The following is a 14,943-nucleotide window of genomic DNA, read 5'->3' as shown; positions in this document are numbered from 1 at the left end:
TTCTTTGTCGTGCAAGTGTAGAAGGCAAGGAAAGAAGCTATAGAAACGATTCTCCGGGAGTTAAGGTCCGGCAATAAGTTATTCTTTTGCCAATTTATGTGACACAACGTTGATCGATTTGACTTTTATGCAGGTCATCCCCGGAAGATCGTCAGCAAAAAGGTTCTTTTTTCATCAGGAAGACAATTGGGATTCATTCCTTTTTATAGCTCTTTCAACCTTAAAAAACTGCTTGAAAACATATTATCCAAGAAAGACAGGACAACTTTTTCGTTTTCTCGAACCACTTTCCTCCAATGATCTAAATCATTTTCAGCAATCATCAGTATAACTGCCCGAAATCATCCCAATAGTTTCAAGAAAACATTCAGATGATTTGAAAAATGATTTAGACCATTTCCAAAACCTCGCCTAATCTCACTCGCTTTTCACTCCAGAAGCTTGAATTAGGGAAAAGTGAAGATTGCAAAATATAAAAATAGCACGCATAAAGATATCAAGTACTCGTTTTTCATAGCACATTTCTTTTTACCTTCGCTTTATTAACTTTCACAATTGACGAATTTCAGCAGATTGACGAATATCCGGAAAAAGGGGTCGAAGCCCTGCTACGTTCTTATATCCAATTTGTTCCCAATGCCCGCTTTATCTTTGCCGGAAGGAAGAGTACTACGACTTTACCTGTCATTTCTTCCAAGAGGTAAACCGGAAATTCGACAGTGTCACGTTCTATTATATGTATGACGAGTTTGAAGGACATACCAGGTATATGCAGGCACTGATAAACAGATTATACGGTTATGACACAGATATAACAGACAAAACATTCACCAATCGCACCATACAGGAACTGACGGACGAAGGTGTCTATGGATACCAAAATCTGATAGCAGTCTATTTCGGAATGGCGGCCAAATTAATGAAAGCGATAGCGAAAGAGGGAACCGTAGCCGAAATAAACTCCGGAAAATTCATCTCGAAATACAAGCTGAAAGCCGCCAGCAGCGTGAACACGGCATTAGGAAAACTGATTGATAGAGAGATTGCCTACAAGTCGGCAAAAGGATACATGATATACGACCGATTCATGTCTATCTGGCTAAGAAGACAACCCTGACGGAATAAATATTTCGGATGTAATGAAAAAAATTATCACTTTATGCTTGTAGTTTCCAAAAAAGCGTTACTTTTGCTGCGTATTTAAAAACAAAGAGACAAAATGAATCGATTTAGCTTTACATATTACTTTTATTACTTTTACTTTAGCAGAGTGAAGGCAGGAGTTTGTATGTGAAGCGTTGATGAATGAATGTATATATCAATAACAAAATATGAAGTCCTGCCGGTTTCGGTGGGACTTTTTTTGTGATTGAAAATTGAGAATTGAAAATTAATAGATAAAGAGAAGATGAAAAAGAAAGTAGCAATCCAGGGAATAGCCGGTTCGTATCACGACATAGCCGCCCGTAATTATTTCGAAGGTGAAGAGATTGAAATTATCGGTTGCAATACATTCAGAGATGTTATTTCGACCATCAAGAAAGATCCTTCCATTTTAGGAATGATGGCGATCGAAAATACAATCGCAGGCAGCTTGTTGCAAAACCACGAGTTGATCCGCGAAAGCGGTTTACAAATTATCGGTGAATACAAACTGCGTATCTCCCACTCGCTGGTTGCACTTCCGGGGACCAATATCCACGATGTCAAAGAGGTCAACTCCCACCCGATCGCCTTGATGCAATGTACCGATTTCCTCGATACGCTGCCCAATGCAAAAGTGGTCGAAAAGGAAGACACCGCCATGAGCGCCCGGTGGATTTCGGAAAACCAGCTGAAAGGACACGCCGCCATCTGCGGAAAATTGGCCGCCCAGATCTACAACATGGAAGTCTTGGCCGAAGGGATCGAAACCAACAAACGCAACTTCACCCGCTTCCTGGCAATCGCCGACCGATGGACGGCAGACGAGATGCTCAAAGGTGAAGACAAAAACAAAGCATCCGTCGTTTTCGCCCTCCCCCACACAGCCGGCAGCCTCTCCAAAGTTCTCTCCGTCCTCTCTTTCTACGACATGAATCTTTCCAAAATACAATCCTTGCCGATCATCGGACGCGAATGGGAATATCTGTTCTATATCAATCTGACATTTACAGATTATCTGCGCTACAAACAGGCATTGGATGCTATTAGACCGTTGACAAAAGACTTAAAAATATTAGGCGAATATGCAGAAGGAAAACAAAGTGTGTAAAACAATTGCACCCGCTAACCGTGTAGGTAGCGTACAGGAATACTACTTTTCCAGGAAACTGAAAGAAGTAGCCGAAATGAATGCCACAGGCAAAAACGTGATCAACCTCGGCGTAGGCAGTCCCGACCTTCCTCCTTCGGAACGGACCATCGAGACTTTGTGTGAACATGCTCGTCAGCCGAACGAACACGGCTATCAGCCGTATGTAGGCATTCCCGAACTGCGTAAAGGTTTCGCCGACTGGTATAAGAAATGGTATGACGTCGATCTCGATCCGAAAACGGAAATCCAGCCGTTGATCGGTTCCAAAGAGGGAATCCTGCATATCTCGCTGGCATTCCTGAATCCGGGCGACGGCGTGTTGGTTCCCAATCCGGGTTATCCGACCTACAGTTCGGTAAGCAAACTGGTTGAAGCCAACCTGATCCCTTACGAACTGAAAGAAGAACTGGGCTGGCAACCGGATTTCGAAGAGCTGGAAAAAATGGACCTCTCGAACGTCAAACTGATGTGGACCAACTACCCGAATATGCCGACAGGGGCAAATGCCAGCATGGAACTGTACGAGAAGCTGGTCGCTTTCGGAAAAAAGCACGGGATTATCATCTGCAACGACAATCCATACAGCTTCATCCTGAACGAGCATCCGTTGAGCATCCTGTCCGTACCGGGAGCCAAAGACATCTGTATCGAAATGAACTCCATGAGCAAGGCGCACAACATGCCGGGCTGGCGTATGGCGATGCTCGCCTCCAACGCCCAGTTCGTACAGTGGATCCTTAAAGTGAAAAGCAATATCGACTCCGGACAGTTCAAGCCGATGCAACACGCAGCCGTCGAAGCGTTGAGCGCCCCGAAAGAATGGTACGACAACATGAACCGCGTCTACCGCAGCCGGCGCGACCTCGCCGGACAGATCATGCATACGTTGGGATGCGAATATGACGAAAAGCAGGTGGGCATGTTCCTCTGGGGAAAAATCCCCGCCGAGGCAAAAGGCAGCGAAGCGATAGCCGACCGGGTCCTGTACGAAGCCAATGTATTCCTGACACCGGGATTCATCTTCGGCAGCCAGGGCGAACGTTACATCCGCATCTCGCTCTGTTGCAAAAACGAGACTTTGGAAGAAGCGCTAATGAGAGTAAAAAAGATTAATGATTTATGCGTCGCCATCAAATCATAATCTCATAAATCATAAATTATAAATCATAAATCATCATACAGTCATGGAAATGGAATTAGAATCAATCATGTTACCCGGTGTAGACCCGCAACGCCCTGTCGTAATCGCCGGTCCGTGTAGCGCAGAGACAGAAGAGCAGGTAATGGAAACAGCAAAAGGAATCGCCGACAAAGGCATCAAGCTGTTCCGAGCAGGAATCTGGAAACCTCGTACCAAACCGGGTGGATTCGAAGGAATCGGTGCAGAAGGCCTACAATGGTTGAAACGGGTAAAAAAGGAAACAGGTATGTACGTGGCTACCGAAGTGGCAACGAAAGACCATGTGTTCGAAGCATTGAAAGCAGGGATCGACGTGTTGTGGATCGGCGCCCGTACAACGGTTAACCCGTTCGCCGTACAAGAAATCGCCGATGCTCTGAAAGGCGTGGACGTTCCTGTATTGATCAAGAACCCGGTCAATCCGGACTTGGAGTTGTGGATCGGTGCTTTCCAGCGTCTCTACGGTGCCGGTATCCGTCGCCTGGGTGCCATCCACCGCGGTTTCAGCTCGTACGATAAAAAGATGTACCGTAACCTACCGCTCTGGCATATTCCTATCGAGCTTCGCCGCCGCATGCCGAACCTGCCGATCTTCTGCGATCCGAGCCATATCGGAGGCAAACGCGAACTGGTCGCACCTCTTTGCCAGCAGGCTATGGACTTGAGTTTCGACGGTTTGATCATCGAATCGCATTGTAACCCGGATTGCGCCTGGAGCGACGCTTCACAGCAGATCACGCCGGATGTATTGGATTACGTTCTGAATTTACTGGTTATCCGCGACTCCAACCAGACAACGGAAAACCTGGCCGAACTCCGTCGCCAGATAGACGGTATCGACGAACAATTATTGGAGTTGCTGGCTAAACGTATGCGTATCTCCCGCGAGATCGGCGTGTATAAAAAAGAACACAATATGCCGATCCTGCAATCACCGCGATACAGCGAGATTCTGGAAAAGCGTTCCAATATGGGTGAACAGATGGAACTGAACACGGACTTTGTAAAAGAAATCCTGAAAGAAATCCATGAAGAATCCGTACGCCAACAGATGATCATCATGAATGAATAATAATAATAATTTGCCAATGTGTCAATCAGAAGGCATGTTTCATTGGCACATTGGCACGTTATTATTGGCACATTATCACATTGAAAAATTATTAATAATGAAAATACTGATATTAGGTGCAGGGAAGATGGGATCTTTCTTCACCGATTTGCTTAGTTTTGAACATGAAGTAGCCGTGCTTGAAAACGATCCGAAGCGGATGCGTTTCATTTATAACGCCCTTCGCCTGCAGAAGCCGGAAGAAGTAGCCGAGTTCAAACCTGAATTAGTCATCAACTGCGTGACATTAAGCTATACGATCGAAGCGTTCAAGAATGTCATGCCTTACCTGCAACCCTACTGCATCATCTCGGATATCGCATCGGTCAAGACGCATCTGAAGGAATTTTACGAGACATGCGGTTTCCCGTATGTTTCCACCCACCCGATGTTTGGCCCGACATTCGCAAACCTGGGACAACTGGAAAAAGAGAATACGATCATTATCTCCGAAGGGGATCATCTGGGGAAAATATTCTTCAAAGATATCTATTCCAGCCTGCGCCTGCATATCTGCGAATATACTTTCGAGGAACATGACAAAGTCGTGGCCTACTCGCTCGGAATTCCGTTTGCATCTACAATGGTATTCGCTGCCACGATGAAGCACCAGGATGCTCCGGGTACAACCTTCAAACGTCATATGAAGATCGCCAGAGGTCTTCTTTCAGAAGATGATTATCTCTTGACGGAAATCCTTTTCAACCCGCGTACGCCTCATCAGATCGCACGCATCCAGGAAGAACTGGACATCTTGCAGGGCATCATCAAAGACAAGGATTCGGAAGGGATGAAGGAATACCTGACAAAAATCAGGAAGAATATCGAATAAACACCTGCCTCCTGATCGGAGGTCAGATTATCAGTTTTCACGCATCCGGTCAGCAGGCCGGATACGGGACCAAAGATAACGAAGACAAGGTAAAATCATACAGATGATTTCGGAAAGTCACCGGGAAAACGTACTTTTGTATGCTTATTTCAAAAAAGAGTGTTTTACGGATGAAGGTATGTATAGCTGAAAAGCCCAGTGTAGCACGCGAAATTGCAGAAGTTCTCGGGGCAACAAAAAAGATGAACGGGTATATTGAAGGAAACGGGTATCAGGTAACCTGGACTTTCGGTCATCTGTGCACTCTTAAAGAACCCAACGATTATTCGGACAACTGGAAACGATGGAGCCTGGCTTCCCTCCCGATGATCCCGCCCCGGTTCGGGATCAAGCTGATCAGCAACCCCACATACGAACAGCAATTCAAAACGATCGAAGAGCTGATGCAGAACGCCGAAATGGTCATCAACTGCGGGGATGCCGGCCAGGAAGGAGAACTGATCCAGCGTTGGGTCATGCAAAAGGCCGGTTGCAAATGCCCGGTCTACCGCCTGTGGATATCTTCGTTGACCGAAGAAGCGATCCGCGAAGGTTTCCAACACTTGAAAGAACAGTCCGATTTCACCAAGTTGTATGAGGCCGGTCTTTCCCGCGCCATCGGTGACTGGCTGTTAGGGATGAACGCGACACGCCTTTACACGCTCCGCTACGGACAAAACCGACAAGTGCTCTCTATCGGACGGGTGCAGACGCCTACCCTTGCACTTATCGTAAACCGGCAAGCTGAAATAGACAACTTCAAGCCGGAACCCTATTGGGAACTGAAGACAGTTTACCGAAATACGACCTTCTCGGCCACCAAAGGCAAATTCACGAAGAAAGAAGAAGGGGAAGCCTTCCTGGAAATAGTCCGGCAAGAGGATTTCATCGTCACCGACATATCTGAAAAGAAGGGTAAGGAATATGCTCCCCGCCTTTTCGACCTGACTTCGTTGCAGGTGGAATGCAATAAGAAATTTGCTTTCACGGCAGACGAGACGTTGAAGTTGATCCAGTCGCTATACGAAAAGAAGGTGACGACCTACCCGCGTGTCGATACCACTTTCCTGAGTGACGACATTTATCCGAAAGTTCCCAACACGCTTAGCGGCTTGGTCGACTATGCCGATCTGACAGCTCCATTGCTGAAGGCAAAGATCCGGAAAGACAAACGTGTATTCGACAACTCGAAGGTGACGGACCACCATGCCATCATCCCGACCGGCGTACCGGCACGTAACCTGACAGACAACGAACGGAAAGTGTACGACCTGGTGGCCCGCCGTTTCATCGCGGCTTTCTATCCGGATTGCGAAATCTCGACAACTACGGTACTGGGTAAAGTCGGCAAAGTCGATTTCAAAGTAACAGGCAAACAGATTCTGAAACCGGGATGGCGCATCGTGTTCGGTGCCGAACAAAAGGATCCGGATGCCGAACCTTCAGACGAAGAAGGCGTACTGCCGGATTTCGTAAAAGGAGAAAGCGGCCCCCACAAACCGACATTAGGCGAAAAATGGACACAGCCGCCCAAACCTTACACCGAAGCGACATTGCTCCGCGCCATGGAAACCGCGGGTAAACTCGTGGACAATGACGAATTGCGAGACGCATTGAAGGAAAACGGCATAGGCCGTCCTTCCACCCGTGCCGCCATCATCGAGACGTTGTTCAAACGTAATTATATCCGCAAGGAACGTAAGAATCTCTTCCCCACGGCTACCGGTGTGGAACTCATCGGCACGATACAGGAAGAGCTGTTGAAAAGCGCTGAACTGACCGGTCTCTGGGAAAAGAAACTCCGGCAGATCGAACGGGGCACTTATGAAGCCCGTACTTTTTTGGAAGAACTCAAGCAGATGGTCCATCAGGTAGTGATCAACGTCCTCTCCGACCAGACCGGACGCACCATCACGATCGAGCAGGCTGCTCCGGAAAAGCCCCAAGCCGAAAAAGAACCGAAAGAAAAGAAACCGCGCAAGCCGCGTGCCAAAAAAGAAAAGACTGCCGGTCAGCCGGAAGAAACAACCGCTCCCGCAAAGCCGGTATGCCCTATCTGCAAAAAAGGCGGCATCCTGCGTGGCAAAACCGCTTACGGCTGTTCCGAATATAAGAATGGTTGCACCTTCCGCATGGACTACGCCACATACGGCGACGGACTATCGGATGAGGAATTGATAAAGGTAATTAGCGGGATTGGGAAATAATACGATTTAATGTGTCCGGATTCATTCAATTATCCCAGACAGTCAATATTTGTAATTGATTGTCTCGCATGATACTCTCAACCATTGGTTCCTGCAAACGATTAGGCTCCTTATTTAAATCTTCCTGCTCCATATATCATATATTTGTTGGCAATGATAACCTTATTTCTCTATCTTTGTTCTCAAAATCAAAAATCAATGAAAGAAGAATGGTTTCCTTTGGTGAATGAGGAGGGAGAGACGATAGGGAAGGCGACGCGCAAAGAGTGCCATAGCGGATCGAAGATGTTACATCCAGTAGTGCACCTGCATATTTTCAATGAAGCGGGCGATCTCTACCTGCAAAAGCGTTCGATGAACAAAGATATCCAACCCGGTAAATGGGATACGGCCGTGGGAGGCCATATCGACTACGGAGAGACGGTCGAAGAAGCCCTTCGCCGGGAAGTACGGGAAGAATTAGGGATAACAGATTTCGTCCCGCGATTCATCACCCGTTATGTATTCGAATCGGCCATAGAAAAAGAGTTGGTCAATACCTACCGCACCACTTACGAGGGTCCGGTCACCCCCGACCCTTCCGAACTGGACGGCGGACGTTTCTGGTCCTCTGCCGAAATCCTCGAAAATATGGGAAAAGGAGTTTTCACGCCCAACTTCGAAGGGGAATACAAACGGTTATTCATGTAAACTGCAAAACACTAAAGCATAAAACAATGGCAAAAGAATTAGAACTCAAGTACGGCTGCAACCCCAACCAGAAGCCGTCGCGCATTTTCATGCAGCAAGGGGAACTGCCCATAGAAGTCTTGAACGGACGTCCCGGATATATCAACTTCCTGGATGCCTTCAATAGTTGGCAATTGGTAAAGGAACTGAAAGAAGCAACCGGACTGCCTGCCGCCGCTTCCTTCAAGCACGTAAGTCCGGCAGGAGCCGCCGTGGGAATCGAAATGAGTGACACGTTGAAAAAGATCTATTTTGTGGACGACCTTCCGCTCACTCCTCTTGCAACCGCCTATGCCCGCGCCCGCGGTGCCGACCGCATGTCGTCTTACGGTGACTTCATCGCACTCAGCGACACATGCGATGAAGCGACTGCACGTCTCATCAACCGCGAAGTTTCCGACGGCGTCATTGCTCCCGACTATACGCCGGAAGCACTCGAAATCCTGAAGAATAAACGGAAAGGCACTTACAATGTCATCAAGATCGATCCGGCTTATCGCCCAGCCCCCATCGAGCACAAAGATGTTTTCGGTATCACATTCGAACAGGGACGTAACGAGATCAAGCTGGACGAAAGCCTGCTGACCAACATCCCGACCCAGAACAAAAACTTCCCGGACGAAGCGAAGCGCGACCTGATCATCGCTCTTATCACGCTGAAATATACACAAAGCAACTCCGTCTGCTACGTCAAGGACGGACAGGCCATCGGTATCGGTGCCGGCCAACAAAGCCGTATCCACTGTACCCGTCTGGCAGGCAACAAAGCGGACATCTGGTACTTGCGCCAGCATCCGAAAGTAATGAACCTGCCCTGGATCGAGAAGATCCGCCGTGCAGACCGCGACAACACGATCGACGTCTACATCAGCGACGACCATGAAGATGTTTTGGCCGACGGCATCTGGCAGCAGTTCTTCACTGAAAAACCGGAAGTCCTGACACGAGAAGAAAAACGTGCCTGGCTGGACACGCTGAAAGGCGTTTCATTGGGTTCCGATGCCTTCTTCCCCTTCGGCGACAATATCGAACGGGCGCATAAGAGCGGCGTGGATTATATCGCACAGGCAGGCGGTTCCGTCCGTGACGACCATGTGATCGACACATGTGACAAATACGGCATCGCAATGGCATTCACAGGCATACGGTTGTTCCACCATTAAAAAGGAAAACAAAGATTTCATAACACCGGTGTTATGAAAAGACAAAAAAAGAGGCTATGCAATCAAGCATAACCTCTTTTCTTTTTATCTCGATGAAGATTATTTACACATATCACGAATGATCTGAATCAGCTCGTCACCAATTTCTTCAGCTTCCTGCATCGTGTGGGCTTCGGAATAAATACGGATAATCGGTTCCGTATTGCTCTTACGCAGATGAACCCATTTTTCAGGGAAGTCGATCTTCACACCGTCGATATCGGTGATATCGTACTGGGCGAATCTCTCTTTCACCTTTGCCAGGATAGCATCCACATCGATATCCGGAGTCAGTTCCACTTTCTTCTTCGAAATGAAGTACGGAGGATAGGAAGCACGCAATTCGCTTGTCTTCATCTGTTTCTTTGCCAGATGAGTCAGGAACAGGGCGATGCCCACCAAAGCATCACGACCGTAATGGCTGGCCGGATAGATCACACCGCCATTGCCTTCACCACCGATGATGGCGTTAGTATCCTTCATCTTCGTCACGACATTCACTTCGCCCACTGCTGCCGCGTTATACTCACAACCGTGAGCACGGGTTACGTCACGCAGAGCACGGCTTGAACTCAGGTTGCTAACCGTATTGCCCGGTGTATGGCTCAAAACATAGTCGCTGACAGCCACCAATGTATATTCTTCGCCGAACATCTCCCCGTCTTCGCAGATAATAGCCAAACGGTCTACGTCAGGGTCTACGACAAAACCGACATCGGCTTTGGCATGCTTCATCAAGTCGGAGATCTCCGTCAGGTTTTCAGGGATCGGCTCCGGATTGTGTGCAAAGTTACCGTGAGGAGCACAATGCAGCTTGAAAATTTCCTTTACCCCCAGAGCAGAAAGCAATTCGGGAATAACGACACCGCCTACCGAGTTTACACAGTCGATAGCGACACGGAAATTAGCGGCCTTGATAGCCTCGACATCCACCAAATCCAGCTTCAATACACTCTCGATGTGCTTTTGGTTGTAGGTATTGTTGAGATAGACTTTTCCTAAATTGTCGACATCGACGAATACAAAACTTTCTTCAGCCGCTATCTTCAGTACCTCGGCGCCTTCGGCAGCGTTCAGGAATTCACCCCGTTCGTTCAGTAACTTCAAGGCATTCCATTGTTTCGGATTATGGCTGGCAGTCAAAATGATACCGCCACAAGCTTCTTCCCAGGCAACGGCCAACTCTGTGGTCGGGGTAGTAGCCAGATCGATGTCTACCACATCAAAGCCCATTCCGGTAAGCGTACCGAGAACGACTTGTTTAACCATCGGACCGGAGATACGTGCATCACGGCCTACCACGATCTTGTTTGTTGTCACCTTCGTGTTTTTCTTAATGAATGTAGCATAAGCGGCCACAAACTTGACAATAGCCAACGGATTGAGCCCGTCTTCCGGGTTTCCGCCTATTGTCCCACGGATACCAGAAATAGATTTAATCAGTGTCATTTAGTTAGATTTATTTTATAAAAGTATATTTCACTTTCTCAAAAAAGACAGGAGTTCCCGTACTCTGGAAATCACTGCTCATCAGTTTAAACGGAACGATCAGTTTGACAACCGCGCTGTCTCCCACATAAGGAAGTCCGGCACCTAAACCTTCGCAAATAAATATATCATAATAATAATCCATATCCGGATAAAGGCTGGTGTAATAACCATACCTGAACTCAACTGGAGACGTTCCGTTAGAATGCGGCCCGAGCAGGTTGACAGTACCGGTTCCCATGCTGCTATTTTCCATAAACATCTGAGCAATAAAACGGGAACGGATCGCCGTTTGTCCCAACACCGCACGTTCGCTGTTTCCTCTATTGACGATATTCAGATAAACACCATTATCCAACTCAACAAATTCATTTTCCTTAAAAATACTGTCCTTAGGAAATTCATCTAAAAAGACGAATCCGCTATCAACCTGCAAACGCTCGATCGCTTTTCTTTGGGCCTTCAACATATCAGTGTATGACTTTGTCTTGTCACACGACACCACCATTATGGCAGTGCACATAATCAACAGGATATAAAAACCTCTCTTCATCTGTTACGTATTTATTGTAAATGAATGGCAAATGTATATAATCTCAGCCATATCTCAGGCATGTTTGTTTAAATCTTCTGTTTTATTAGGATTAAATCCCCTTAAACCCTCCTCAAACACGGCAACAGCATCGGCCAATGAACCATGGAATTCTCCACCCGAAGCATTTTTATGTCCGCCGCCATTGAAATACCGGCTTGCAAACTGGTTGCAGGGAAAATCTCCGACAGACCGAAGCGAGATCTTCACATAATCCTTATCTTCGCGGATAAAGACACTGAAAGCCACATTCTCGATGCTCAACGGCAGGTTGACAAATCCCTCCGTATCGCCTGTCACATAATGGAAACGGTTCATCTCTTCCAACGAAAGCGTGATCAGAGCGGCGTTTTGCTCCGGATAAACCTTCATCTTTTCATACAAGACGTATCCCATCATGCGCAAACGGCTTTCCGAATAGACCTGGTTCACTTTCCGGTAGATCAAATCCTTATCGATGCCTTTCTTGATCAGTTCGCTTATGATCGTATAAATCTCCGGCTTATTCGAGTTGTAGGTAAACGAACCGGTATCCGTCATCATGCCCGTATAGATACAAGCGGCACAATCCTTATTGATCAGGTCGAACATCCCCATGCGGCAGATGAAACGGAAAACCATCTCGCTCGTAGACGACATTTCAGGATATGACATCGTAACCCGGCAAAAATCGGCCGGATTCAGATGATGGTCGATCATCACCCTACGCCCCTCTGCCGCCACAACAGCCGGAGCCAGTTTCTCGATACGCTTGGGTTCGTTGAAATCGAGGCAGAATATGACATCCGCATCCCGGATCAACTGCTCGGCAAAATCAGGATATTTCTCATGAATGACGATTTCCTTATGACCCGGCATCCATTTATAGAACTGGGGAAAATCGTTGGGAACCACTACCGCCACATTATCTTTTCCATAGGCTGTCAAAAAATGGTACAGTCCCAATGCGGAACCTATAGCATCCCCGTCAGGGGTAACGTGTGTCACTATTACAAAACTTTCGCCTTTCTCGACGTACTTCTTGGCTTTCTGAATTTTCTCTTCGTGAATGATTTTCGTAATCATATATTCTCTTATTTTCAGTGACAAAGGTACTACTTTTTTTAGATTCCGCACAGCTTTAAATTCTCAATCACCCGGACAAGGAGTATAATTAACAACAAAAACAGCGTGACAAACAGATAGCGCGAACGCCCGGTATGGCCATACAATAAGGTGGACAAAAGCATTCCATACGCCACCAGCATCATTAGGAAATCGAACCGGAAAGAAAAAAACGCTCCCGGCACCCGGCTAAAAGAATCTACGATCCAGAGCAAACGATGCGCGAGCCATTCCACAACAACCTGCAACCACTCAGCACCCGGAAAACCTGCCGGCAGCAACATCCAGACCAGGCATACAGGCACCAACAGCGTCGCCAACAAGGTAAGTGGCAGATTCGTCAACAAAAAGACGGTTGAAAATCGCCCGAAATAATAAAGACAGAGGAACGTCGTGCCGATTTGTGCCGACAGCGTTACGGTGATCCATCTCCACGGAGTCAGAAAAAGGGGATTGCGGATTTCTATCAAATATTGTAACCGGGGCTGAAAATACAAAATGGAAAACACGGCCAAATAGCTTAGTTGAAAACCGATGTCGAACAGAAAAAGCGGTTCATAAACCAACATGCCGAAAGCCGAAGCCGCCAGAATATTATACCGTTCCGTCATCCTCCCCAAGACAAGTCCCGTCAGAAACAAAGTCAGCATTAATCCTGCCCGGACAGCCGAGGCGGCACACCCTGTCACCGCAACGAAAGCCCACAACAACGCAATGGTCGACAGATACCGGACCCACTTGCCAAGCCCGTTCCGGGGGAGAAAAGAAAGAAGAAAAGACAAAAATCCACAGACGATTGCCACATGAAAGCCGCTTACGGCCAAAACATGCGCTACCCCTGTAGCTGAAAAGCGGTCTCTCACTTCCCGGCTCATGGCTTGCCGGTAACCCACGGTAATAGTGGCCAGTACGGATTTTTCTTCATCGGTCAGATTCAGTTTTGCGATCGGTTCCAATAATCGCTGCTGTTCTTCCCGGGTCCAACGGGAAAGGCCGGAAACCGGATGTTCCGATACAGATTCAGACTGCGAATAAGCAGTCTTTTGTATCGAAAGGAAAAGCAACAGGGACAAAAAAACCGCTCCCCACAGCCAACGGGTTTCATAACAAAAATATTCCCGCCCTCTCAAGGTAAGACCGGCTGTGGCAAGTGCTATAACAGGCAGCAATAATAATACCCAAGAATAAATACAACACGAAAAAACGGTCTGCAACATAATCCCCGTGATCCAGACAAGCAGCGGACGGGCAAATGGACGGATCTGTAATTCTTTTATCATAATTCTTTCAGTTCCCGGATCGTCTTCAACGGATCAGGAGAACGGAAAACAAAGCTGCCGGCAACCAGCACGTCTGCACCCACTTCAAGCAAAGGTTTTGCAGTCTGCATATTCACCCCGCCATCGACTTCGATCAAGGTGTTCAATCCTTTTGCCAGGATCATATCTTTCAGACGAGCCGTTTTATCTATCGAATGTTCGATAAATTTCTGTCCGCCATACCCCGGATTCACCGACATGAGCAACACCATATCCAAATCCTGCAAGATATCTTCCAACAGGGATATCGGCGTATGCGGATTCAATGTGACAGCCGCCTTCATCCCCGTCTCTTTGATCGCCGCCACCGTACGGTGAAGATGCGTACAGGCCTCATAATGCACATTCATCATATAGGCGCCCGTAGCCGCCACTTCCGGAATGAACTTTTGCGGCTCCACGATCATCAGATGTACATCCATCGGTTTCTTGCAGATCGGTTTCAACGCTTCCAGAACCGGAAAGCCAAACGATATATTAGGGACGAACACCCCATCCATGATATCCAGATGCAACCAATCGGCATCACTCTTATTGATCATTTCCACTTCCCGCTGCAGGTTCAGAAAATCGGCAGCCAACAGAGAAGGTGCTATTTTATGTTTCATACTCTTTTTGCTTTTCTGCAAAGGTATGAAAAAAGAAAGAGAATACCAGTAAAGGCATCCTCTTTCCAAATTTCTTAGTTCATTACCAAACCACAGAATTCCGTGCGTAAAGCGGGTTCTGAATGATAAACCCTCGCAAATTGAGTAAGGAAATCAAGTGTTTGCCGACGCGGCGTTGTTTTCCTTTCTTTTCGGTTCCTGTCTGTTTTATTTTCTATTTCATTCATACATTGAGT

General features: G+C 47.3%; 13 protein-coding genes. 8 read left to right on the top strand and 5 right to left on the bottom strand.

All coding sequences use genetic code 11. The features are described from left to right. Positions 1–769 precede the first annotated feature (769 nt). The 8 genes from ACW6QF_RS12065 to ACW6QF_RS12030 all read left to right on the top strand — a co-directional run bounded on the left by ACW6QF_RS12065 (position 770) and on the right by ACW6QF_RS12030 (position 9,557). Positions 770–1,117, top strand: a complete 348-nt coding sequence (locus ACW6QF_RS12065; protein ID WP_456088010.1) for a hypothetical protein — start codon at positions 770–772, stop codon at positions 1,115–1,117. A gap of 291 nt (positions 1,118–1,408) precedes the next feature. Next, positions 1,409–2,254, top strand: coding sequence for a prephenate dehydratase (locus ACW6QF_RS12060; RefSeq protein ID WP_298549533.1), 846 nt, complete (start codon positions 1,409–1,411; stop codon positions 2,252–2,254). Then, on the top strand, positions 2,229–3,437 hold the full coding sequence (locus ACW6QF_RS12055) for a pyridoxal phosphate-dependent aminotransferase (protein WP_456088009.1): 1,209 nt from the start codon (positions 2,229–2,231) through the stop codon (positions 3,435–3,437). Before ACW6QF_RS12060 ends, ACW6QF_RS12055 begins: the two co-directional genes overlap by 26 nt. A 43-nt stretch (positions 3,438–3,480) precedes the next feature. Next, entirely contained in the window at positions 3,481–4,548 is a 1,068-nt protein-coding gene (locus ACW6QF_RS12050) for a bifunctional 3-deoxy-7-phosphoheptulonate synthase/chorismate mutase type II (protein ID WP_298549536.1), read from the top strand. Between the two features lie 97 nt (positions 4,549–4,645). Continuing rightward, positions 4,646–5,419 carry a prephenate dehydrogenase gene (locus ACW6QF_RS12045; protein WP_298549537.1) on the top strand — a complete coding sequence of 258 codons (774 nt, stop codon included), beginning with the start codon at positions 4,646–4,648 and terminating at the stop codon, positions 5,417–5,419. A gap of 170 nt (positions 5,420–5,589) precedes the next feature. Continuing rightward, entirely contained in the window at positions 5,590–7,665 is a 2,076-nt protein-coding gene (locus ACW6QF_RS12040) for a DNA topoisomerase 3 (RefSeq protein ID WP_456088008.1), read from the top strand. A gap of 198 nt (positions 7,666–7,863) precedes the next feature. Further along, on the top strand, positions 7,864–8,355 hold the full coding sequence (locus ACW6QF_RS12035; RefSeq protein ID WP_456088007.1) for an NUDIX hydrolase: 492 nt from the start codon (positions 7,864–7,866) through the stop codon (positions 8,353–8,355). 26 nt (positions 8,356–8,381) lie between these two features. Further along, positions 8,382–9,557 (top strand): phosphoribosylaminoimidazolecarboxamide formyltransferase, encoded by a 1,176-nt coding sequence (locus ACW6QF_RS12030; RefSeq protein WP_456088006.1) that lies wholly within the window; start codon positions 8,382–8,384, stop codon positions 9,555–9,557. 99 nt (positions 9,558–9,656) lie between these two features. Here the strand turns inward: ACW6QF_RS12030 and glmM are convergent, their stop codons facing one another. Genes glmM through rpe form a run of 5 tightly spaced genes read right to left on the bottom strand, consistent with a single transcriptional unit; the run spans position 9,657 to position 14,707 of the window. Continuing rightward, complete coding sequence (glmM, locus tag ACW6QF_RS12025) at positions 9,657–11,045, bottom strand: phosphoglucosamine mutase (protein ID WP_298549541.1); 1,389 nt, start codon at positions 11,043–11,045, stop codon at positions 9,657–9,659. A gap of 10 nt (positions 11,046–11,055) precedes the next feature. Next, a complete protein-coding gene (locus ACW6QF_RS12020) occupies positions 11,056–11,637 on the bottom strand; it encodes a DUF4827 family protein (protein ID WP_298549543.1) in 582 nt (193 codons plus the stop codon). 54 nt (positions 11,638–11,691) lie between these two features. Continuing rightward, the gene (locus ACW6QF_RS12015; RefSeq protein WP_456088005.1) at positions 11,692–12,741 is read right to left on the bottom strand and encodes a DHH family phosphoesterase; all 1,050 of its coding nucleotides are present in this window, start codon (positions 12,739–12,741) and stop codon (positions 11,692–11,694) included. A gap of 38 nt (positions 12,742–12,779) precedes the next feature. Continuing rightward, positions 12,780–14,060: a ComEC/Rec2 family competence protein gene (locus tag ACW6QF_RS12010; RefSeq protein ID WP_456088004.1), complete on the bottom strand. Its 1,281-nt coding sequence runs from the start codon at positions 14,058–14,060 to the stop codon at positions 12,780–12,782. Next, a complete protein-coding gene (rpe, locus tag ACW6QF_RS12005) occupies positions 14,057–14,707 on the bottom strand; it encodes a ribulose-phosphate 3-epimerase (RefSeq protein WP_456088003.1) in 651 nt (216 codons plus the stop codon). The genes ACW6QF_RS12010 and rpe overlap by 4 nt, the downstream gene beginning before the upstream one ends. Positions 14,708–14,943 lie beyond the last annotated feature (236 nt).

It is taken from the genome of Parabacteroides sp. (genome assembly GCF_977054455.1).
Note: the sequence above shows the minus strand (reverse complement) of the source record. Positions and strands in the feature narration are given on the sequence as shown.

Coding starts and splice junctions, on each gene's coding strand:
- ACW6QF_RS12065 (WP_456088010.1), top strand. CDS start 770: ATGCAGGCACTGATAAACAGATTATACGGTTATGACACAGATATAACA.
- ACW6QF_RS12060 (WP_298549533.1), top strand. CDS start 1,409: ATGAAAAAGAAAGTAGCAATCCAGGGAATAGCCGGTTCGTATCACGAC.
- ACW6QF_RS12055 (WP_456088009.1), top strand. CDS start 2,229: ATGCAGAAGGAAAACAAAGTGTGTAAAACAATTGCACCCGCTAACCGT.
- ACW6QF_RS12050 (WP_298549536.1), top strand. CDS start 3,481: ATGGAAATGGAATTAGAATCAATCATGTTACCCGGTGTAGACCCGCAA.
- ACW6QF_RS12045 (WP_298549537.1), top strand. CDS start 4,646: ATGAAAATACTGATATTAGGTGCAGGGAAGATGGGATCTTTCTTCACC.
- ACW6QF_RS12040 (WP_456088008.1), top strand. CDS start 5,590: ATGAAGGTATGTATAGCTGAAAAGCCCAGTGTAGCACGCGAAATTGCA.
- ACW6QF_RS12035 (WP_456088007.1), top strand. CDS start 7,864: ATGAAAGAAGAATGGTTTCCTTTGGTGAATGAGGAGGGAGAGACGATA.
- ACW6QF_RS12030 (WP_456088006.1), top strand. CDS start 8,382: ATGGCAAAAGAATTAGAACTCAAGTACGGCTGCAACCCCAACCAGAAG.
- glmM (WP_298549541.1), bottom strand. CDS start 11,045: ATGACACTGATTAAATCTATTTCTGGTATCCGTGGGACAATAGGCGGA.
- ACW6QF_RS12020 (WP_298549543.1), bottom strand. CDS start 11,637: ATGAAGAGAGGTTTTTATATCCTGTTGATTATGTGCACTGCCATAATG.
- ACW6QF_RS12015 (WP_456088005.1), bottom strand. CDS start 12,741: ATGATTACGAAAATCATTCACGAAGAGAAAATTCAGAAAGCCAAGAAG.
- ACW6QF_RS12010 (WP_456088004.1), bottom strand. CDS start 14,060: ATGATAAAAGAATTACAGATCCGTCCATTTGCCCGTCCGCTGCTTGTC.
- rpe (WP_456088003.1), bottom strand. CDS start 14,707: ATGAAACATAAAATAGCACCTTCTCTGTTGGCTGCCGATTTTCTGAAC.